Source organism: Micromonospora sp. DT53, from assembly GCF_049841535.1.
Classification (GTDB): domain Bacteria; phylum Actinomycetota; class Actinomycetes; order Mycobacteriales; family Micromonosporaceae; genus Micromonospora.
The window spans coordinates 414,783-435,894 of the sequence record NZ_JBNCKM010000003.1 but is presented as its reverse complement, the minus strand read 5'-3'; the positions used below and the strand labels follow the sequence as shown (position 1 = coordinate 435,894).

19 protein-coding genes are annotated in these 21,112 nt (G+C 70.0%); 10 read left to right on the top strand and 9 right to left on the bottom strand.

All coding sequences use genetic code 11. The annotated features are described in order from the left end of the window. The first annotated feature begins 62 nt into the window (after positions 1-62). From ACLQ3B_RS13330 to ACLQ3B_RS13320, 3 genes are read left to right on the top strand one after another with little or no spacing between them, the layout of a single operon-like run. Positions 63-440, top strand: coding sequence for a hypothetical protein (locus ACLQ3B_RS13330; protein ID WP_425780577.1), 378 nt, complete (start codon positions 63-65; stop codon positions 438-440). Next, positions 437-1,540, top strand: coding sequence for a WXG100 family type VII secretion target (locus tag ACLQ3B_RS13325; RefSeq protein ID WP_425780575.1), 1,104 nt, complete (start codon positions 437-439; stop codon positions 1,538-1,540). The genes ACLQ3B_RS13330 and ACLQ3B_RS13325 overlap by 4 nt, the downstream gene beginning before the upstream one ends. Further along, the gene (locus ACLQ3B_RS13320; RefSeq protein ID WP_425780574.1) at positions 1,537-1,836 is read left to right on the top strand and encodes a hypothetical protein; all 300 of its coding nucleotides are present in this window, start codon (positions 1,537-1,539) and stop codon (positions 1,834-1,836) included. The genes ACLQ3B_RS13325 and ACLQ3B_RS13320 overlap by 4 nt, the downstream gene beginning before the upstream one ends. A 146-nt stretch (positions 1,837-1,982) precedes the next feature. Here ACLQ3B_RS13320 and ACLQ3B_RS13315 read toward each other — a convergent pair whose 3' ends face one another. From ACLQ3B_RS13315 to ACLQ3B_RS13300, 4 genes are all read right to left on the bottom strand, one after another. Beyond that, entirely contained in the window at positions 1,983-2,174 is a 192-nt protein-coding gene (locus ACLQ3B_RS13315) for a hypothetical protein (RefSeq protein ID WP_425780572.1), read from the bottom strand. Positions 2,175-3,687: 1,513 nt separating this feature from the next. Next, positions 3,688-4,005 (bottom strand): hypothetical protein, encoded by a 318-nt coding sequence (locus ACLQ3B_RS13310; RefSeq protein WP_425780570.1) that lies wholly within the window; start codon positions 4,003-4,005, stop codon positions 3,688-3,690. Positions 4,006-4,358: 353 nt separating this feature from the next. Next, on the bottom strand, positions 4,359-5,198 hold the full coding sequence (locus tag ACLQ3B_RS13305) for an alpha/beta hydrolase fold domain-containing protein (RefSeq protein ID WP_425780569.1): 840 nt from the start codon (positions 5,196-5,198) through the stop codon (positions 4,359-4,361). A 54-nt stretch (positions 5,199-5,252) separates the two neighbouring features. Further along, on the bottom strand, positions 5,253-5,849 hold the full coding sequence (locus ACLQ3B_RS13300; RefSeq protein WP_425780567.1) for a helix-turn-helix domain-containing protein: 597 nt from the start codon (positions 5,847-5,849) through the stop codon (positions 5,253-5,255). A 76-nt stretch (positions 5,850-5,925) separates the two neighbouring features. Between ACLQ3B_RS13300 and ACLQ3B_RS13295 the strand changes: the two genes are divergently transcribed. From ACLQ3B_RS13295 to ACLQ3B_RS13285, 3 genes are all read left to right on the top strand, one after another. Continuing rightward, the gene (locus tag ACLQ3B_RS13295) at positions 5,926-7,500 is read left to right on the top strand and encodes an FAD-dependent oxidoreductase (RefSeq protein ID WP_425780565.1); all 1,575 of its coding nucleotides are present in this window, start codon (positions 5,926-5,928) and stop codon (positions 7,498-7,500) included. A gap of 267 nt (positions 7,501-7,767) precedes the next feature. Continuing rightward, positions 7,768-9,528, top strand: a complete 1,761-nt coding sequence (locus tag ACLQ3B_RS13290) for a hypothetical protein (protein WP_425780563.1) — start codon at positions 7,768-7,770, stop codon at positions 9,526-9,528. 233 nt (positions 9,529-9,761) lie between these two features. After that, the gene (locus tag ACLQ3B_RS13285; protein WP_425780561.1) at positions 9,762-11,156 is read left to right on the top strand and encodes a dihydrolipoyl dehydrogenase family protein; all 1,395 of its coding nucleotides are present in this window, start codon (positions 9,762-9,764) and stop codon (positions 11,154-11,156) included. A 314-nt stretch (positions 11,157-11,470) separates the two neighbouring features. Here ACLQ3B_RS13285 and ACLQ3B_RS13280 read toward each other — a convergent pair whose 3' ends face one another. Next, positions 11,471-11,758, bottom strand: a complete 288-nt coding sequence (locus tag ACLQ3B_RS13280) for a hypothetical protein (protein WP_425780559.1) — start codon at positions 11,756-11,758, stop codon at positions 11,471-11,473. A 222-nt stretch (positions 11,759-11,980) separates the two neighbouring features. Between ACLQ3B_RS13280 and ACLQ3B_RS13275 the strand changes: the two genes are divergently transcribed. Together ACLQ3B_RS13275 and ACLQ3B_RS13270 are read left to right on the top strand one after the other, a co-directional pair. Continuing rightward, positions 11,981-13,195 (top strand): helix-turn-helix domain-containing protein, encoded by a 1,215-nt coding sequence (locus tag ACLQ3B_RS13275; RefSeq protein WP_425780557.1) that lies wholly within the window; start codon positions 11,981-11,983, stop codon positions 13,193-13,195. Between the two features lie 9 nt (positions 13,196-13,204). Continuing rightward, complete coding sequence (locus ACLQ3B_RS13270; protein ID WP_425780555.1) at positions 13,205-13,741, top strand: GNAT family N-acetyltransferase; 537 nt, start codon at positions 13,205-13,207, stop codon at positions 13,739-13,741. A 32-nt stretch (positions 13,742-13,773) separates the two neighbouring features. Here ACLQ3B_RS13270 and ACLQ3B_RS13265 read toward each other — a convergent pair whose 3' ends face one another. From ACLQ3B_RS13265 to ACLQ3B_RS13255, 3 genes are read right to left on the bottom strand one after another with little or no spacing between them, the layout of a single operon-like run. After that, entirely contained in the window at positions 13,774-14,541 is a 768-nt protein-coding gene (locus ACLQ3B_RS13265; protein ID WP_425780553.1) for a nucleotidyltransferase domain-containing protein, read from the bottom strand. Between the two features lie 37 nt (positions 14,542-14,578). Next, positions 14,579-15,916 carry a hypothetical protein gene (locus ACLQ3B_RS13260; RefSeq protein ID WP_425780551.1) on the bottom strand — a complete coding sequence of 446 codons (1,338 nt, stop codon included), beginning with the start codon at positions 15,914-15,916 and terminating at the stop codon, positions 14,579-14,581. 5 nt (positions 15,917-15,921) lie between these two features. Next, complete coding sequence (locus ACLQ3B_RS13255; RefSeq protein WP_425780549.1) at positions 15,922-16,398, bottom strand: hypothetical protein; 477 nt, start codon at positions 16,396-16,398, stop codon at positions 15,922-15,924. A gap of 104 nt (positions 16,399-16,502) precedes the next feature. On the opposite strand from ACLQ3B_RS13255, the gene ACLQ3B_RS13250 reads away from it, so the two are divergent. Next, positions 16,503-17,369, top strand: coding sequence for a copper resistance CopC family protein (locus ACLQ3B_RS13250; RefSeq protein WP_425780547.1), 867 nt, complete (start codon positions 16,503-16,505; stop codon positions 17,367-17,369). 248 nt (positions 17,370-17,617) lie between these two features. After that, positions 17,618-20,023 carry a ricin-type beta-trefoil lectin domain protein gene (locus tag ACLQ3B_RS13245; RefSeq protein WP_425780545.1) on the top strand — a complete coding sequence of 802 codons (2,406 nt, stop codon included), beginning with the start codon at positions 17,618-17,620 and terminating at the stop codon, positions 20,021-20,023. A gap of 67 nt (positions 20,024-20,090) precedes the next feature. Here ACLQ3B_RS13245 and ACLQ3B_RS13240 read toward each other — a convergent pair whose 3' ends face one another. Further along, complete coding sequence (locus tag ACLQ3B_RS13240) at positions 20,091-21,050, bottom strand: hypothetical protein (RefSeq protein ID WP_425780897.1); 960 nt, start codon at positions 21,048-21,050, stop codon at positions 20,091-20,093. Positions 21,051-21,112: the final 62 nt, after the last annotated feature.

Here is a 21,112-nt window from a genome sequence, read left to right as displayed (position 1 = left end):
GCACTTCCCGGTGCCTCGATTAGGGACAGCCTGGATCGGCGGGTGGTTGCTATCGTCGCTGCATGGTTGCGGGGAGTAACAAGGGCAGGCGCAAGTCACGAAAGCCAATGTCTGCGGAGGACCGTGCCCAGGCGGAGCGAGACGTTCGAGGTGCGGTCTCCGACTTCCAGGACACGGCCTACGGCAACCTCCGCGCCGCCATCGCCAACGTCGCGATCTTCTTCGGCTTTGTCGGCGTGTTCGGGATCGTCGTCGGGGCGGCAGACGGGCTACGCCTCCTCCCGATGGCTGCTCTTGTCCTTGCCGGACTGGTCGGAGCGGCTTACTACCCCGCCCGGCAGCAGTGGACGACAGCTGTCAGGCTCCTAGTCGCGTCGAGCGCGCTCGTGGTGATCGGACTAGTCGGCCTCGTCCTAGTCGCCACGGTCGTGGAAACATGAGCTTCACCGTTGAGCCATTCGCGCTGGCCAACTACGCCCGACAACTGGACCGCGCAAGCGGCGACTCCTCAGCCATTGCGGGCTACATCGGCACCTATGCCAAGGACGCCACCGGCGGCGAGTTGATCGCCATGGCCGCCGATGGGCACCGGCACGCCGTCACCGTCATCTCCGACACCATGCGGCGGCTAACCACTCTGCTGGACGCCTCCGCTCCCGAGCTGGTCGCGACCTCCATGTACTACCGGCTGAACGACCTCGCCACCGCAGCGAGCCTTGACCGCACGTTTCCCGGCGCGGCTCCATGCCAACCGCCGACAGCTCTGGAACAAGAACTCACCACGCTTGCCTGCCTCCCCCCGCCCTTCGCCGACATGTGGGACGTCACCGCGAGCCTCACCCCGCCCCCGGAGCCGTCCAACCCGCCCAACGCCCTCGGCTGGATGGACAACATCAGCCCCACGTCCTGGGCCATGCAGGGCTTCGACGTCGTCTTCGGCTTCGACCCCATCTCCTGGCTCCAGGAACGCCTTTTCGGCAACTGGGAAGCGCTCGCCACCATGCAACCGGTCCTCACCAACGTCGGGTCCGCGCTACACGACCTGGCCCTCAACACCCAGACCGGTGCGGCCACCCTGCGGCAGGTGTGGCAGGGACAGGCAGGAGACGCCGCCTACAGCTACTTCACACAGCTCTCTACGGCGGCTGCCGCGCTGCGCGGACCGCTCAACGACATCGGTAACGAGTACAAGGCTATGGCCGACTCAGTCTGGTCCATCAGCGAAGCCATCGGCGGCATCATCAAGGGCCTCATCGACGCAGCGATCATCGCCGGCATCGCCGCCGCCGCCGGCACCGTCACCTCCGCAACCGGCGTTGGCGCCATCGTCGGCTACGGCGTTGCCGCCGTCGAAGTCGCCTACATGCTCAAGCTGTGGGGCCAGGCCACCCAGCTTTACCAACACGCAAGCGCGGCCGTCCTCGCGTTCCGGTCCGCACTCACACACAGACTCGCCGACCTCGAATCCGTCAAGCTGCCTACGCTGCCCGGCGGTAGTGGTTATGACCATCCTGTCGCATCGGCCGGTGGCGCTCGGTGAGCGACCTCTCCGACATTGCCGACGGCGACCCGCATCGCTTGCGCGGACTGCGCGACAGCCTCGACCGGCTGGCAGATTCCCCGCAGCCCGAACTCCGTGAGATGGCACGCGCCGTCCTTGACGGCGAGATTCCGCTACGGACAGCGGCGCTCAGCAGCGCCTACGCTCCCGCGCTCGGCGACGCCTTCGGCGGCTTCTGGACGTACTACAGCCAGCTCAGCCCACACGAACGCAGCGAACTTGAAGCCAGCGCCTACACCTATCTCCCGTCCACCGCGCAGGACCCGGGTACCTAGCGGCCGTGCCGCTCGCCACCAGGCGGCTGACATCTCGCTTACAAGCTCTGTGCATCGCGTCCGCCCTCGTTCGGGAGCGGCCGCACGCTCAGAGCCTCGTCCATGCCAGCCCTCGTCAGCGTGCCGCCGTCCCGGCGCGGTTGCTGTCACGGCTGCTGTCGCTCACCTTCGCTGGCGATGGCGTCGTCCTCTGCGTCGAAGCGCCAACCTGTGGTCGGGAATTCAGCCATCAGGGCGGCAAAGCTCGGGGCCTGATGAATCGCTGCGTCCCAACCCTCAGCAGTGATGTCGAGCAGCACCAACGGCGGTGGCTGCTGGCGAAAGTCGTAGGTGAGCATCTCCCGGCTACCGTCACCCCCGATGATCACCCCACCGGGAAAGCGCTCTGCCGCCTCCGCCCGCCGCGTTCACCTCAATCAGGCGACCCTGTACGTAGATGCTCAGGAAGTCCCCCGCCGGGGGGACGAACTCGTCAACGCCACCGCAAGAATTTCCCGACTGCAAATCTGACAGCAATGTCCGTCGAGGGGAGTATCCGCTTATCGGAGAGTGCGCTTACCTCGTCGCAGAACCGTGTAATAACTGCAAACATGGTCACAGCCAAGTCTGTTATATACCTCGATGATAATCGATTAGAAGGCACTTCCGAGCATCACTCGGTTGACTTCTGCGGAGTCCACGCACAAGCCTTATCGATCTTCCGGACGCACCTCCGAAATACCTCAGGGCCTGTGCTTATAGCGGAAGGGATGGTGATAGAAAGCCACTTCGGGATGACGTCATGCACGGCCTTCGGTCGTTCATCGCGGACGGTGGTCAACTTGGCCTATTCCAAATTCGGCGGCGGCTTGGACTTCGAGGGTACGAAGGTCCGAAAACATCGACGATAGCCCGACTGGATATGCGGTTGACTTACGAGTCTGTTCGACCGAGAGGATTTCGCTCCCAGCCACTCTGGCCTGCCGGTCGGGCGAACTGTCTCCGACGACCTGGCAGCCAGACGGGACAATCGATCTCGACCATCTTAAGTACTCGTCTCTTGCCCGAGGCGATGCAGGCCTTGATTGCTGGCTGGAATGGTTGAGGCGCAGCCCAGACTACGCCGCCCACCCCTACAAGCTCCTAGCAAACACTTATAGGGACTCCGGCCACGAGGCGTCGGCTCGACGAATACTCGTAGCGCAGCAGGATGACCTGCTATCTCGCCGCCTTCCGGGCGAACGCTTCCGCCGCCTCGGCAAAAGAGCACTCAAAGTCTCGCTCGGTTATGGCTACCAAACATGGAGGGCGCTTGCCGGGTTTGCCGCCGTAGTTCTAATCTCTGCAACACTGGCCATCGCAGCAGGAGGGACCGAGGTTCAACCAGGGAAATTTGCGGCAGCTCGAACGTTGAAAACAGCGCAACCCGGTAGTCAATGCACTTTCGTGGAAAGGGTCGGATTGGGCATTGATCGCAGCGTTCCCGTCTTGAACACAGGAACGCGTGAGCGATGCGACTTCGACCCCACCACCCTTGCTGGTCAAATCTTCACAGTAGCCTCGTGGTTGCTTCAACTAGTGGCTTGGGCTCTCCTAACACTCTTGATAGTTAGTTACACCGGACTCGTTCGCCGCATCTAGCTGTCGGGTGACCTGCCATCACTGTCTGCCGTCGACCCGCCCCTCCTGGGGAGCAGGCCGTCGCCCCGACCCGCCACGTCAAGACGGCCTTGAAAGACGCGCCGGCGGCACTGGTCCGCTTCCGCAACCGCCTCGTGCATCCCATTCCTCGAATCGGCCCATCCCACGGGGTGGGGCGGCTGCTCGCGATCCTCTCGGACCAGCCCTGACCGCACGGGCCGACGGCCTTACTCAGCGTCTCGGCGCTTCACGTTCCAGCCGCTCCAAGTCCCGCTCCCAAACGGCGATCAGCCCTTCGCTGATCGCGTCGTCGGTGACGCCCCGGCGTATCCAACCGAGATCACGGTCGTTGTAGCGAAGCGCAAACACCAGTCCAAGCTCGCCTGAGATCTCCTCCAGCCACGCCACCAGCCACCGGACCTCGGCAAAGCACCGCCGTTCCACCGCAGGCGTCGCCCATGGTCCCGGCGCTAGAAAGGCGTGCGTAAGCCCGATTTGGCGCCCGCCATCCCGGTCGACCTCGTCGAACGCTTCCGCCCTCTCGCCCACCCAACTCAGCCTGCCGCACTCGCGCTCGTATGCCCGCAGGAAACAGCTAACGTCCCTGTCGTCCAAGCGTCCCTCGCTGTAAGCGATCAGCTCATCTGTAGGCACGGGCATGGCCCGATCCTAAGGACAGTCAGGCTGCCATCCGGACGACCGCGCGTCCGAGTGCCAGCCAGTGCCACGACCCCTTGACCCCCAGGCAACCAACAGGATTCGCCAACCTGCCAGATTCGATGCCCACGTTGGTAATTGCGTCCATCGGCGTCCGAGGATGTCCGACTGGATCCGCCCCGATCGTCACTCACTCGGTCGCATTGTCAAGGCAGCCACACTGGCCTTCCGGCGACGACAGCGCATTAGGCAGCCAGGATCCGGGTGAAGAACGCCAGGCTGTCGCGGATCAGCGGCTCCAGCGGCACCCCGGCGAAACAGTGGTCGGCCCCCCGCACCACCGACAACTCGACCTCGGCACCCACCGCGGTCAACGCTGCGGCGAGCTCTTCGCTCTGCCCCACCGGCACGACCAGGTCCTGGTCGCCGTGGATCAACAGCAGGGGTGGGGCTTGGCCGGTGACGTAGGTGATCGGACTGGCTGCCCGGCCCAGTGCCGGGTTCTCGGGCAGTGCGCCGCCGATCAGCAGGGACTCGGGCGAGCCCGCCGCGTCGTGGTCGATCGTTCCGGACGGGTGTGCCTGCGACTGCATGGTCAACAGGTTCGACGGCGCGTACCAGCAGACGGCCGCACCGACGGCGCTGTCGTCCTGGTCGGTGCCCGTCAGCGCGACCAGCGAGGCCAGGTGACCGCCGGCGGACTCTCCCCACACCCCGATCCGCTCGCGGTCCACACCCACCGTGTCGCCGCGCCGGCGTAGCCAGCGCACCGCAGCCTTGACGTCGTCGAGCTGGGCGGGAAAGTGCGCCTCGCCGCTGAGCCGGTACTGCGCGGAGGCGACCGCGAATCCGGCGCGGACAGCGGCGGTGAACGGATCCGCTGCCATGAGCCAGTCCGCCGGATGCTTGGGCGAGCCGAACAGCCACGCGCCGCCGTGGATCCAGACCAGAACCGGGACCGGCTGGCGGGCCTCCGCCGGCACGACAAGATCCAAGGTCACCGGTCGGAAGCCCGGGGCCTCGTTGACGACGATGTCGCGGTGCTCGATCCGGTCGGTCAAGCCTCGGGATGCCGCATCGATCATCGCGCCATCCTCGCACCGACGATCAGGCCGTACCCGCCCCGGAAGCCGGGTTGATCATTGTTTCTTCTCGGGCGTGGCCGGGCGGGCGCGGACGTGCAGCCGCTCCCCCTGCGGCCCGAAGAGACTGAGGGCCTCGGCGGTGCCGGGCCCGGGGTTGAAGAAGAGGTGCGGCATGCGGGTGTCGAACTCGGCCACCTCCCCCGGGGTCAGCGTCAGATCACGGTCACCGAGCAGCAGACGTATCCGGCCGGAGAGCACGTAGAGCCACTCGTACCCCTCGTGGGCCTGCGGAATCCGGCCTCCGGCGGACGGGTCCGGCGGGAAGATCTGCTTGAACGCCTGCACACCGCCCGGCCGGCGGGTCAGCGGCAGATACGTCACGCCGTGGATGACTATCGGTTTGGGGTGTACCCGGGGGTCGCCGGTGGCGGGGGCGTCGACCAGTTCGTCCAGCGCCACCTGGTAGGCCCTCGCCAGCGGGAGCAGCAACTCCAGGGTGGGCCGGCGACTACCGGACTCCAGCCGGGACAGGGTGCTCACCGAGATGCCGGTCAGATCGGCGAGTTGGGTCAGCGTGGTTCCGCGTTGGTGACGTAGGGCACGCAGCCGGGGGCCGACGGCCGCCAGCGCGGCGCTGTCCTCGTTTGCCATAACGGCAAGGATAGTTGCCGCCTTGCCGGCCGCGACGGATGGTGGGCGCAGCCGACGAAGCAAGAGGGAGATTCCGGTGGACGAGACATACGACGTGGTGGTGGTGGGCGGCGGCGCCGCGGGGCTCAGCGGAGCCCTGGCGCTGAGCCGCGCCCGACGGTCGGTGCTGGTCATCGACTCCGGCGAGCCGCGCAACGCGCCGGCCGACCGGATCCACAACTACCTGGGCCGGGAGGGGACGCCGCCGGGTGAGCTGCTCGCCATCGGGCGAGCCGAAGTCGCCGGGTACGGCGGGCAGTTCCGCACCGGACGGGTGGCGGCCGTGACCCGGGACGACGACGGGTTCCGGCTGAGCCTCGACGGCGGGGAGTCGGTGCGGGCACGTCGCCTGCTGGTGACCACCGGCCTGACCGACGAACTGCCCGACGTGCCCGGCCTGGCCCAGCGGTGGGGTCGCGACGTGCTGCACTGCCCGTACTGCCACGGCTGGGAGGTTCGGGACCGTCGGATCGGCATCCTGGCGACCAGCCCGCTGAGCGTGCACCAGGCCGAGATGTGGCGACAGTGGAGCCCCGACGTGCTGCTCCTGCTGCACGACGCCCCGGCACCGGACGCGGAGGTCGCCGAGCGGCTCGCCGCCCGGAGCATCGCGGTGGTGCCCGGTCCGGTAGCCGCGGTGGAGGTGACCGACGACGCGCTGACCGGTGTACGGCTCGCCGACGGCCGGGTGGTGGCGCTCGACGCGATCGTGGTGGCGACGCGGTTGACTCCCCGCGCCGACGTGCTGGTGGGGCTGGGTCTGGCCCCGGAGGAGGTGACGATGGGTGAGCACGTCATCGGTGCCCAGATCCCCACCGACGCCACCGGCGCGACCACCGTCGCGGGTGTCTGGGTGGCGGGCAACGTGGCCGACATCCGTGGTCAGGTGATCACGTCCGCCGGGGCCGGCCTGAGCGCGGCGGCGGCGATCAACGCGGATCTCATCGCCGAGGAGACCCGTGACGCGGTGGCCGCGTACCGGCAGTTGGTGGCCACGACGTTCGAGGAGCCGGCGTGGGAGGAGCGCTACCAGTCCCGCCCCTCGGTGTGGAGTGGTCGGCCGAACCCACAGTTGGTCGCCGAGGTCGCCGACCTGGCCCCGGGGCGCGCGCTGGACGTGGGCAGCGGCGAGGGCGCCGACGCGGTGTGGTTGGCCGAGCGCGGCTGGCAGGTGACGGCGGTGGACATCTCCACCACGGCACTGAGCAGGGCCGCCGCGCACGCCGAGACCGCCCGCGTCGGCGACCGGATCGAGTTCACGCACGCCGACCTGCGTGACAAGCCGCCCACCGAGGAGGCGTACGACCTGGTGTCCGCGCAGTTCATGCACCTGCCCCCGGAGCAGCGGCGGGAGTTGTTCGGCCGGCTGGCCGCGGCGGTGGCGCCGGGCGGCGTCCTGCTGATCGTCGGGCACCACCCGTCGGATCTGTGGGGGTCGGCGCACCGGATGCACATGCCGGACATGATGTACACGGCGCAGGACGTGGCCGCCGACCTGGAGCCGGCCCACTGGGAGGTGCTGGCCGCGGAGGAACGCTCCCGCCCCGCCACCACCCCAGACGGCGAGGACATCACCCACAACGACGCGGTCCTGGTAGCCCGCCGCCGCTAACCGCCCTCCCCCGTGGACCCGCGCCTCCCCCGTGGACCTGCGTCGATCATGGAGTTGTGGTGGTTGACAAAGGTGGTGGAGCACCACCTTTCCGGCACCACGAGTCCATGATCGGCGCGGGAACGGGGGAACTCGGGGCGGCAACGTGAGAGGTGGTGGGGCAGGACTTCGCATGAGGTCCGCTCGGCGGTAGCGTTGCGCCACACTGACGGCCCGTGGGGCAGGCGACCGCCGACCCTGACGCCCCGATCGTACGGAGGATGGTGCATGTCCATCGGCGCTGAGCCGCACGCAGCACGCGACGATGCGGCCTCCCGGCCGAGCTTCGAGCTCACCCTGCGCGGGTACGACAAACGCCAGGTGGACCGGCACCTGGAACAGCTCGACGGTCAGATCAAGATGCTGAGCGGAGAGCACGGGCGATCCGCCGTCCGCGTCCGTGAACTGACCGCCGAGGTGCAGCGGCTGCGCGCCGAACTGGCCGAGCTTCAGGAGCAACCCGTGCAGGTGGACCGCGCTTCGTTCCACGATCTGGGCCCGATGGTCGGCGAGATCATGGCTCTCGCTGAGAAGCAGGCCGGAATCATCACCGAGTCGGCCACCGACCGGGCTAATGAGCTGCGCAGCGAGTCCGAGCGGATCCTCGCCGACACCCGTGAGCGGGCCGCGCAGGCACGTCAGGATCTGGCCGAGGAGTTGGCCTCCCGACGTGCCGAGCAGGAGCAGGCGCACGAGGAGCGCCGCACGCTGGCCGAGGCCGAGTTGACCGCGATCCGCGAGCACGCCGAGCAGTTGCGGGCCGACGGTGAGGCCGCGCACGAGCGCGCCCAGCACGAGGCCAAGCGGATCACCGAGCAGAGCGCGCAGCAGCTCAACCAGACCCGGGTCGCCGCCGACGCGCTGATGAAGTCGGCCCGCACTCAGATCCAGCAGGAACACCAGTCGGCCCGCGCCAAGAACCAGCAGGAGATGGCCCAGTGGCAGGCCAGCGTGGAGCGAGAGGTAAACGAACGGCGTACCGCCGCCGAGCAGGACATCGCCGAACAGCAGGCCGCGGCCGAGCAGGAGCTGGCCGAGCAGCGCAGCGCGACCGAGCAGCAGATCGCCTCGCTGCTGGCCGAGGCGCAGCAGCACGTGACCGAGCTGCGTAACCGCGCCGACGAGCAGGCTGCCAGCCATCAGCAGCAGCTCGCCGCCCTGCAACAGGAGCTTGAGGAGCGCCGACAGGAGGCCAGCGAGCTGCAGGCCGAGCTGGGCACCGGCCGTCAGCAGCTCGCCGAGATCCGCCAGGAAGGCGAGACGCTGGAGAACGAGCTGTCCCGGATGCAGCAGCGGCTCAGTGAGGTCCGCCGGGACCTGACCGCCGAGAACGCCCGGCTGGACGAGGCCCGCCGGGCCGGGGACTCCGCCGAGCGGCACGCCAAGGAGGTCCGCGCCCGCGTACAGCGGGAGGCCAAGCGGGTGGCCGACCTCGCCGCCGCCGCGGTCATGGCCGCGGCAGCCGGCGGTACGGAGACCGCCGAGTACCCGATGGTGGGTTCCCGCTCCAGCGCCGACCGCCCCGCCCCCGACCGGTCCGGCGTCGAACGGCTCAACATCGACCGCGTCGGTGTCGACCGGCACTCCGCGGAGCGACCCGCCCTGGACGATGGGGACGCCGATCGCGCCACTCCCGACCGGGCCCCGCTCGACCCCGCACCTGTCGACCGGACCCCGGCCCAGAGCGGCTACGCCGACCTGACGCCGGTAGGACAGGCCAATGGCGACCGGCCCCGGGCCGAGCAGGCGAACGGCGACCGGGCCCCGGCGGAGCAGGCGAACGGCGACCGGGCCCCGGCGGAGCAGGCGAACGACGGGCATGGTGGCGCGGACGAGTCGGTGGCTTCCGAAGGTACGGCGGCCCGGGAGGTGAGCGCCGACGACGCCGAGCCGACCTTCCCTCGGCACATCGGCACGGACGCACCGACGCCCGTGCCGTTCCTGGCCTTCGGGCAGCCGGTCAGCGAGAACGGCGCCGCCCGGCACTGACCTCAGCCATGCCGCGTGGCGATCCTGCCACGCGATGATCGACTCGGATTCCTTGAACGCGTGGTGTCGGACGTCGTCGGACAGCGCGGTTTCCCGGAACCCGAGTCGATCAGCACGCGCTGGCGATTCTGCGCCGAACCGGGTCGGCGTGTCCGTCGGAGCTGGGAGGCTGGGCTGGCCGCCGCGCACCAGCGGTGGCCGCCGGCCTGGCCGGTGACCGAGAGGAGCGTCCGGTGACCGACCAACCGGAGGAGTTCGACCTGCTCGTCGTCGGTGGCGGCAAGGCCGGAAAGACGTTGAGCATGGACGTCGCCCGCTCCGGGCAGCGGGTCGCCATGGTCGAGCGCGGCATGATCGGCGGCAGCTGCATCAACGTCGCGTGCATCCCGACGAAGGCGCTGGTCACCAGCGCGCGGGCCGCCCGCCAACTGCGGGACGCGTCGGCGCTCGGCCTGACGGTGGAGGGCGGCCGGGTCGACGTGGACCTGTTGCGCGCGCACAAGCAGGACGTGGTCGAGGGGATGGTGGCCGCCAACCGGCAGCAGTTCCTCGACTCCGGTCTGCACCTGGTGATCGGCGAGGCCCGGTTCGTCGGCCCACGAACCGTACGGGTGGCACTCGCCGACGGCGGCGAGCGGCTGTTGCGCGGCAGCGACGTGGTGATCAACACGGGCACCCGCCCCCATCTGCCGTCGGTGCCCGGGATGGCCGAGGCCGGGGTGCTCACCAGCGACGAGCTGCTGCGCCTGGATCGGCTGCCGGCCCGACTGGTGGTCCTCGGCGGCGGCACCGTCGGGGTGGAGTTCGCGCAGATGTTCGCGTTGTTCGGCAGCGCGGTGACGCTGGTCGAGGGCGGTCCACGGCTGCTCACCCGGGAGGACCCCGACGTGAGCGACGCGGTGATGCGCGTCTTCCTCGATGACGGCATCGACGTACGGGTGGGTGTGGCGGTCGCACGGGTCGACCGGGAGGCCGACGGCTCGCTCCGGGTGACACTGGACGACGGCGGCACGGTGATCGGGGACGACGTGCTGGTGGCGGCCGGCCGGGAACCGGTCACCGACGGGCTCGGCTTGGACGTGGCCGGCGTACGCCTCAGCGAGCGGGGCTTCGTGGAGGTCGACGAGCACCTGCGCACCAGCGCCGAGCGCACCTGGGCGGCCGGGGACGTCGCCGGCAGCCCGCAGTTCACCCACGTCTCGTTGGACGACTACCGGATCATCAGGGCGAACCTCGCGGGTGGCCAGCGCAGCACCGCCGACCGACTGATCCCGTACACCGTCTTCACCACCCCGGAGCTGGCGCGGATCGGGCTGACCGAGACCGAGGCGCGCCGCGCCGGGTACGACGTCCAGGTCGCCCACCTGCCGGTCGCCGCCATCCCCCGGGCACGCACCCTGCGCCAGACCCGGGGCATGTGGAAGGCGGTCGTCGACACCAGCACCGACCGGATCCTCGGTGCGGCGCTGCTCGGCGCCGAGGCCGGTGAGGTGATCACCTCGGTGCAGTTGGCCATGCTCGCCGGAATGCCGTGGACCGCCCTGCGGGATGCGGTCATCACCCACCCGACCATGACCGAGGGTCTCAACCTGCTCTTCGCCTCGCTGGAGTCCAGCCCGGTCCGCTGAGCGCGGCCCGGACCGCCGACCCCAGGCCACGAAGCGGTCGTACAACTCGCGCGGGCTGGATCCGCCGTAGGGGTTGAGGTGGGGAAGATCCTGGGCGGCCTCGTAGAACATGCCTGCCAGGTAAATGGTCAGTCCCAACGGGTTGTCATCGAACTCCACCGTAAGCAGCAGCTTTGCGTCGTGGCAGGGCCACTGCTGGCCGTCCACCCGGCAACGCCACACCGGGCGCAGCGGCAAGTGCGTCTCGCCGTCGTGCACCAGGTGGGCCGTGAGTCCGTGCCGCTCCGTGTCAACCCTCAGGGGCTGAGCCGCGCTCACCGCTGGCCGGCCAGGTTCAGGCGGATCGCCGAGGTGAGCACCTGGTGCTCGAAGCAGGACCCGGTGCCACAGTCCGGAGGGTCCTGGCGGCGGCACACGTGCCCTCTCACCCACGCCCAGCCGCTGGTCGCTCCCCGACAGACGGCCACGACGATCACGACCTCGTCCCGTCGGGCGGGCACGGTGGGCTCGCACAGCCACTCCCCGGCCAGGAGGAACAGCTTGGTTCCGGCGGGCACCTCGACGTCGACATCCACGGCCGCCGCTCTCCCAATCCAGTTCATGACGTCCACCCCCAAGGCTTGTGTGTGGTGGCCGGCAAGAGCGAGATTCCGGTCGGCCACCACAACCAGCGGCTACGACAGACCACGCCGTCCCGCAGCGATCCGCCGCGCCTATTCACACCGCCCGAGATCGACCGGCATGGGTAGCGTGGCCGTTACGCTGAGGGTTGTGGCAGCCGTGAGCGGTGGGCCCACACGGGAGCCCACACGCCGGGGGGCGAGATGGACGGTTTCGGGGACACACTCAGGCAACACCGCAAGGCCGCCGGCTGGTCGCTGCGGAAGTTCGCCGAGCTGACGGCATACGACTTCGGCTACCTCGGGCAGATCGAACGCGGCGACCGCACCACCAACCCAGCGGTGGTGGCCGCCTACGACCGCGCGTTGTCGGCTGGTGGTGCATTGGAGACCGCGTACGGGAGCAACCAGGCAGGCGACAAGGACGTGCGCAGACGGTCGGTAGTCCAGGCAATGGGCGCGCTCGCTGCGGTGCCCGCGGTGGATCGGTTCGTGGGATGGGAGGCCCTACGGCAGGGGCTGAGCGCCGCCGTCGATGTCGACTTCGATGAGTGGACCGAGATAGTCGCGGGCTACGGACGCGGCTACTACCGCCAACCGCACGACCAACTCATGACCCAACTCGGCCGGGACCTGACCGTGTTGCAGCACCAGATCGCCGGCGGCGGCCACCGCCGCCCATTACTGCTACGCGCCGCCGGTCGCCTGTCGGTCATCGTGGCGCTCAGCCTGAACGCATGTGGGCAGACCGTGCTGGCTGGCAGGTGGCGGGCTAGCGCTCAGCGGGTCGCCGACGAGTCCGGCGACGCAGACACGCGAGTGCTCACCCGGGCGTGGGACGTTGTGAACGGCTGCTACGACGGTCGGACACCGGCCATGCTGGTAGCGCTGGCCGACCAGGTGCTGCCGCTGACCGACGGCATGCCGTCGGCGGCAACCTGCGGGCTACTCGCGGGCCGGGCTCAGGCATTGTCGCTCGCCGGCCGGCACGCCGAGGCCGTGGCGTCCGTGCGGGCCCTCGCCAATCTTGTGGAGACTTTGCCCAGCACGGTGACCGCCGACGTGGAGTCGCTGTGGGGGTGGCCAGAGCACCGGTTACGGCACACCGAGTCGTGGGTGTACGCCCACGCCGGTGACCAGCACGCCGCCGAGGCCGCACAGCAGCGCGCCCTGGAGCTTTACCCGCCGTCGCAGCAACGGCTACGCACGCAGGTGCAACTGCACCAGGCGGCTGCATTGTGCCGCGATGGGCACATTCCCGACGGGTTGCGCCTGGCTGCGGACCTGCTCGACCAGCTACCCGCCGAGCAGCACAACGCGCTTGTGCGTGCGGTCGCCCGGCAGGTTGCCACCGCCGTGCCCCACGACGAGCGACACCGGCCGGATTACGGCGAGTTGATAGAGCGCGTACGCGTCTAGCATCCGGGCATGGGCTTGCTCTACACCACCAGCCACGGCCAGGACGCGGCCCGCTTCTTCGGACCGCTGGTCGACCTGTACGAGTGTGTGTACGCCGAACCGCCGTACGAGGAAGGCCCCGACCAGGTGGCGCGTTTCGGCGACCGGCTTCCCGAGGAGGCCGACCGGCCCGGTTTCGTTCTCGTCACCGTCACCGTGGACTCGTCGCTGGTCGGTGCCGCTTACGGGTGGACCATGTCAGCCGGCGACTGGTGGTCCCGGGCCGACGCCGACCCGCCCGCCGAGATCCGTGCGGCGGCGAAACTGGCCGTGATGGAGTGGATCGTCCACCCACAACGCCGCAGCGAGGGCGTCGGCGCCGAGCTGATGCGCCGGCTGCTCGCCGATCGCCCGGAGCGGTACGCCACCCTCGCCTCGGACCCCCGCTCCCGGGCACGGAAGGTTTACGCGCGCAACGGGTGGCGGCAGGTCGGCGCATCAGTCCTGCCCTGGGGCCCGCCCATGGACCTCCTCGTCCTCGACCTTGACCCAAAGCCATTCCGCTGAGCCCTAAGAGGCCCCTCGCAGCGGCACAACGGCTACCCGACGATCTCGTCGCGTACCCGTTGTTGGAAGGCTCGGGCCTGCGCCCCGGTGGGCGGCGGTCCGCCGTGCCGTGCGGCGACCGCCCGACGGATCACCTCGGCCGGGTCGCCGGCGTCGATCAGCCGCTGACCGGCGGCCACCTTCGCGAGCCAGACGCCGTCGCGGTGGCGTACCAGCGACCGGCAGGCGCCGAGCACGGCGTCCTCGGTGCCGGGCGCGGGCTGGTCTGCCGGCGGTGTGGGCAGGGCCAGCCACCAGGACAGCGCCTCGATGAGCAGCCGGCGCAGGTCGGCCGGGGTGAGGTCGGCGAAGACCTCCCCCACCGGCGGCCCGAGCAGCGCGAGTCCACTCTGGTGCAGGATGCTCCGGTCGAGGCCGTACCAGAATCGGCCGTCGGCTACCGGCCGGTCGGCGGGGTCGAGGGTGCGCCGGAACGGCATGCCGGCCCCGGTGTTCAGTTCGACCTCGAAGCCGGGCTCCGGGGTGCCGGAGGCGGCCACCGTCCGGTCGTAGACGACCAACTCCAGTCCGCGTGCGGGGCAGGGCAGCGCCTCGTGCCGCAGCCGGGCGACCAACGTCCGCTTGGCGGTGTCGGTGAGCGGCCCGGCGCTGAGCAGCGCCACGTCCACGTCGCTGCGGCCCGGCTGGTACGCCCCGAGCCCCACCGAGCCGGCCGCGTACGCGCCGACCAGGTCGGCGCCGAGCACGTCCTGGGCGGTGGTGACCAGGTCGTCGAGGTAGCGCTGAAGATCGGAGTCCACGGGCCATCATGACGCACGGGCCGGAGCCCGGGCGGGACTACCCCGCGTAGAGCAGCAGCAGACCGGCGACGGTGTAGGCGACCATCAGTGCCAGCAGGGGTAGTTGGCCGGCCACCGCCCGGGCCCGGGGGAACAGGTACAGGGCCCGGTCGTGGGCGAGCAGCGTGCCGAGCAGGTGCCCGAGGATGATGACGGTGATCTGGAGGGTCGCCACCCCGGAGGGAGTGACCAGCCCGGTGTGCGGCTCCCAGTCGGCGGTGCCGAGCCAGTTGGCGCCGGTGCCCAGCGGGTCGGAGAGCAACGCGACGGTGCGCTGGCCCTCCAGGATCAGCAGCGAGTAGTAGTGCGCCACCACGTACCCCACCGCGATCGGCACGATGGAGTGGGCGATCTCGCCCGGCACCTGACGGGCGTCGGCCGCGTCGGCGCGGCCGATGCGCGCCGCGGCGCGGGTGGCGGCGAGGTACGCCGCCGCGACGGCGGCGATGACGAGGCTCAGACCGGCGCTGCCGGTGACCGCCGGGTGCAGGCCGTTCTCCTGGCTGAAGCGCAACCAGCCCGGGGCGTTGGAGAGGCTGTCGTACATGGTCGAGCCGAGCAGCACGATCACCACGGCGACCAGTCCGGGGCGGGGTCGCAGGCCGGCGATCCCGTCGAGCGGGTTGCGCCACACCAGGACGCCGTCGGCGGCCCGGCCGAGCGGGGCGAGCTGACCGATCACTGTGCTGTAGGTCTCGAACGGGTCGGCGTGGTCGAACCAGCCGGCGCCGAACAGCACCGCGCCGGCCAGCAGGACAACCGCGTACCCGACCAGCCAGGCGGTGATGACCGGCAGGGTGGCCCGGTCGGGGGCGACCAGTTCCAGCCAGACGAACCCGAACAGGGTGGCGGCGGCCGGCCACCATCCGACGCCGTCGGGCAGCTCACGAAGCCCGCGGTTCGGGTCGCGCCGGGCGGCCAGCGCCCCGAGCAGGTGCAGCGTCCGCAGCGGGTTGACCGTCCGCCAGACCGGGCCGAGCAGCAACGACAGCGGTGCCAGCCCCACCCAGAGCAGCACGTAGAGCGCGCCGGCGGTCGGGTTGTCGGCGGTGTCCGGTCCCAGCAGACCGAGGCAGAACCACGCGGCGGCGAGCAGGCCGAGCGCGCGCAGCACCCACCGGAACGCGGGCGCGTCGATGAGTCGGGCGAGCCACCGTGGCACCTGTCGACCGCCTGTGGCGTCCCGGTCGAGTCGGGGTTCGCGCCAGAGCAGGCCCAGCGCCACGAACGTGACGACGAGGGTCAGCGCGGCCGCGACGACGAGTTGTGGCAGCGTGATCGGCAGGTCCTGGCGGCCACCGACGCCGTGTGCCAGCAGCGCGGGAGCGGTTGTCATGCCGCTCAGCGGACGACGAGCTGGAACAGCACCAGCTCCGACTCGTGCGTCTCCACCTCGAACAGTCCGGTCTTGTCGGCTCGGAACTCCACCGAGCCGGGGGTGCCGGCCGGCAGCCGGGCGCCCAGGTCGTAGCCGTGCACGTGCAGCTCGTCGGCCACGTCGGAGGTGACCGTGATCCGGACCAGCTGGCCCTTACTCACGGTGACCCGCCCGGTCGGCGGATCGATCCGCTTCTTCGCGATGGTCACGGTGATCTGCTGGTCCACGGCAGCGGTGCTGGCGGAGGCGCTGGGCGTGGCGGTGGCCGTCGGAGCCGACGCGGTGGTGGTGGCGCTCGACGGGGCGGCGGACGTGGGCGCCGTCGTGGGCGTGGCCACGGAGGGGTCGTCGTCATGCCCGCAACCGGCGAGGAGCAGGGCGGCGAGGGTGACGGCGGCGAGGGTGACGGAGGTGCGGGCGGCGGGGGTACGGACGAACACGTGTGGGACTCCGAACGACGCGAGGGGGACGGGTGTCGGGTTGATCGTCGGGGAGGAGAACTCTACGTCTTGTTCGGTGCCGGGGAAATGACCATGATGAACGGATGCGATCGAAGCCGGCCACTGTGCGTAAGGCCCTGAACCGTGCCGTGGCGGCGCTGGCGGCGGCCCTGCTGGTGACTCTGTTGCTGCCGGTCGCCCCGGCGTCCGCGCACGGCCAACTGGCGACCTCCACTCCGCTGAAGGGCACAGTCGTCCGCAAGCCGCTGACCCAGCTGGCGTTGTACTTCACCGAGAAGCCGGCCTCCAACGCGCACTTCGCCATCAGCGGGCCGGACGGGTCGCGAGTGGACAGTGGCTGGTCCTACGGCGAGCCGAAGCGGCTGGACAAGCCGGTCACCGAATACTTCATGGTCAACGGGGTGTTCGAGCCACGGCTCTACCACACCGGCTTCCCGGCCATGGTTACCGTCGCGCACTGGCCGGCGAAGGGCCGCTACACCGCCAGCTACCTCTCGGTCGCCTCCGACGGTGAGGCGGTGCGGGGCGAGGTGACCTTCGACTACCAGGGTCCCGGCACGGCGGCCCCGGCCGGCTGGTCGGCGCCCACGGCGGGGCCGGATCCGGCGCTGCTCGCCCAGGCCGAGGGCGAGGGCTCGACCAACCCCGGGGCCAGCGGCAGCCCAGTGGTCCCCACCGACGCTCCGGCGAGTGCGCCGGCCGGCGCCGCCGAGGAGCAGAGCGACACCGGGTTCCCGGCCTGGCTGATCCCGGTCCTGATCGTCGTGACGGTCGCAGTGCTCGTGCTGGTGGCGGCCCGCCGTCGGCCTGCGCAGCGCGGAGCCTCCCCGGCGGGTCGCCGGCCCGCCGGGGCAGCGGGCCGGGGCGGCGGCACCACCCGCAGGTCCGCCAACCCGACTCGGAAGACCGGCAACCGGACGGGCAGTTCGGCCCGGCGCGGACGGCGGTAGGCCGCCGCAATAGCGGGGCATCTCTCGCGTATCGTCTCGAACTTTCGTACGGACATTGGAAACTTTTGATGTATCGAGGCGAAGCCATGGACAGTCCAATCGAAACGCCTTAATGTCTCGACCCATCAACCCGGTGTTTCCGCACTGTCACTCGTCGGCGTCGAGGACGTTACGGAGCCGGGCCGGCGGCCATCCTCACCGTTGATCCACGCCGGCCGTCGGACACTCCACTGCCTCCTGGAGGAACGATGGGCACACGCCTGCTACGCCGACTCCACCATCCCGTCCTGGGTGCGCTGGCACTCGTCCTCGCCGCCGGCCTCTGGGCCGTCCCTGCCACCGCCGCTCCCGCGCAGGAACCGGGCGTCACGCTGCGCGTCTTCGACGTGCAGGTGCCGCTCTCCGAGCTGTGCACGCTCAAGCCCGCGCAGACCCCGAACGTGGACAAGCTGATGTCCACGATCAACTGGACCTCGGCGGCCGACTTCGGTTTCGAGGACAACTTCGTCTCACAGGTGCTCGGCAACATCACCACCACCCAGGCCGGCAGTTACACGTTCCGGCTCAGCAGCGACGACGGCTCCAAGCTGGCGATCGACAACGCCGTGGTCATCAACCACGACGGTCTGCACGGCGCGACCCCGCCCAAGGAGGGCACGGTCACCCTCACCGCCGGCCTGCACGCGCTGCGCATCGACCACTTCGAGCGTGGGGGCGGGCAGCAGATCACCCTGGAGTGGAAGACGCCCGGCTCGTCGACCTTCGCGGTCGTGCCGAACTCGGCGCTGAGCACCGACGCCGGTGTGGTCCGGGTGACCGCGCCGGGGCGCAAGGAGTGCGAGGGGGTCTTCGACTCCCCCGGTGACGGCTTGCCGTTGACCGGCGTGCACCCCGGCTACACGCTTACCAACCTGCGGCCCAGCGGCTTCCAGCCGAAGGTCACCGGCATGGACTGGCTGGCCGACGGCCGGCTGGTCATCAGCACCTGGGGCGGCAGCGACCAGTCCGGCACCTCCCAGGACGGCGAGGTCTGGATCCTCGGCAACACCGGCGGATCGACGAGCCCGGGCAACGTGACCACCAAGAAGATCGCCGGCGGCCTCAAGGAACCGATGGGGCTCAAGGTCGTCGACGGGGTGGTCTACGTGACCGAGAAGCAGCGGTTGACCCGGCTGGTGAACACCGGCGGCGACGAGGCCGCCGAGCGCCTGGAGACCGTCGCGACCTGGCCGTACGGCGGCAACTTCCACGAGTTCGCGTTCGGCCTGCTCTACCAGGACGGGTTCTTCTATCTCAACCTGTCGGTGTCGATCAACTCCGGCGGCGCCACCACCAACCCGCAACCCGCCACCAACCGCGGCACCACACTCAAGGTCAATAAGGACACCGGCGCGGTCAGCTACGTCGCCGGCGGCCTGCGTACGCCGCACGGCATCGGCTGGGGCCCGGAGGGCGGCATCTTCGTCACCGACAACCAGGGCGGCTGGCTGCCCTCGTCGAAGCTGGTGCACGTCAAGCAGGGCCGGTTCTTCAACCACTTCACGAATCCGGCGGGGCCGTTCGACACCGCTCTGGTCACCCAGCCGGTGCTCTGGATGCCGCAGAACGAGATCGCCAACTCGCCAAGCACGCCGCTCTACCTGACCAGCGGCCGGTACGCCGGCCAGTTCGTCATCGGCGACGTGACCTACGGCGGTCTGCAACGGGCCAATGTGGAGAAGGTCAACGGCGAGTACCAGGGCGCCCTGTTCCGGCTCACCCAGGGCCTGGAGGCGGGTGTCTCCGAGGTCAACGTCGGCCCGGACGGCGCGATCTACGTCGGCGGGCTCGGCGCGGGCGGCAACTGGGGCCAGACCGGCAAGCTGTCGTACGGCCTGCAGAAGCTCAGCCCGAACACCGCCACCACGTTCGAGATGCTCGCGATGCGCGCCACCACGACCGGCTTCGAGGTGGAGTACACCCAGCCCGTCTCGGCGGAGACCGCCGCCCAGCTGGCCGCACGCTACAAGATCAAGCAATGGCGGTACGTGGCGACGTCGAACTACGGCGGGCCGAAGATCGACGAGGAGACGTTGACCGTCACCTCGGCCACCCTCTCGGCGGACGGGAAGAAGGTCACCCTCGCGGTGGCCGGTCGCAAGGCCGGCCGGGTGGTGCACCTGCGCTCGCCGCGCCCGTTCACCTCCACCAGCGGTCAGTCACTGTGGAGCACCGAGGCGTGGTACACGCTCAACTCCATCCCGGGCAGTCCGCCGCCGCCGACCGGTGGCACCATCACCGGCGTCGGCGGCAAGTGCCTGGACGTCGACAACGCGGGCACCGCCGACGGCACGAAGATCCAGCTCTGGACCTGCAACGGCACCGCCGCGCAGTCGTGGACGCGGGTCGGCGACACGTACCGCGTGCTCGGCAAGTGCCTGGACGTGGACAACGCGGGCACCGCGAACGGCACGAAGATCCAGCTCTGGACCTGCAACGGCACCGGCGCGCAGATCTGGCAGCCGCAGAGCGACGGGTCGATCCGCAACCCGCAGTCGGGCAAGATCGTGGAGGCCGCCGGCGGTAACACCGCCGACGGCACCCAGATCCAGCTCGGCACGTACGCGGGCGGCGCACACCAGAAGTGGGTGGTCAGCAGCGGGGTAACCGGCTGACCTGGAACGAGGGGGCGTGGTCTGACCGGCGGGTCAGGCCACGCCCCGCCCACCTCGCGAAGATCACTCAGCGGAACAGCAGCGGCCGGTTCCCCCGGGCGCCGACGAGTTGGCCCCGGATGTTGATGTCCTCGATCGAGTCGGTGTCCCCCACGCCCCGGGTGGTCAGGTCGGTCATCACCCCGTTGCGCCAGAGGAACGGGCGCCACGCGCCGGTGGTGGTGCTCTGGCCCAGCACGTCGCCCCGGTCGTTGATCGCGGTGGCGCGGCTCCAGCCGCCGCCGAGCGTGCCGAGGTCGGTAAGTGTCCCGTTCTGCCAGCGGAACGCCCGCCCGTTCGCCGCGCCCACCACCTGACCCCGGTTGTTGATCCCGATGGCCTCGCTGCCGATCTGGGTGAAGACGCCGTTGCGCAGGAGACCGCCGACGCAGGTGCACGGGTAGTCCTGCGGCGGCACGTTGAACCCGCCCACCACGTCGCCGGCGTTGTTGAAGTCAGCTGTGAACTCGTAGAAGTACTCCTGGCCCAGGTCGGTGAAGACACCGTTGCGCCACAGGAACCGGTGCGGCATGTCGCCGGCCGGTTCGCTGCTGCCGAGCACCTGCCGCCGGTCGTTGACCCCGATCGCCACGCTGTTCTCCCCGCCCAGGGTGCCCAGGTCACGGAGCCGGCCGTCGCGCCAGAGCACCGCGCGGGTCAGGTAGTCCGGGCCGAAGGAGGTGATGGCCACGTCGCCGAACTCGTTGACGTCCACGGCGGCGGAATCCGTGTCGCCCGGCAGCACGCCCAGGTCGGTGATGACACCGTGGCGCCAGAGCACGGCGTGCCGGGCGCCGCTGGCGACGGTGCTCCAGCCGACGATGTCGCCGCGGTCGTTCATCGCCGTGGCAGCGCCGTCGCCTCCACTCAGGGTGCCGAGGTCGACGACGCGGTAGCCGTGCGGGGACGCGGCGGCCGGAGCGGGGGCGAGGGTGATCAGCGCGACGACTGTCGTCGCGGCGGTCAGCAGGGGACGCGGGGACACCATGGACGTCAAGGGGGACGCTCCTCGGATCGGAGCGGCGACGACCCGGCGGACGGGCACGGAGC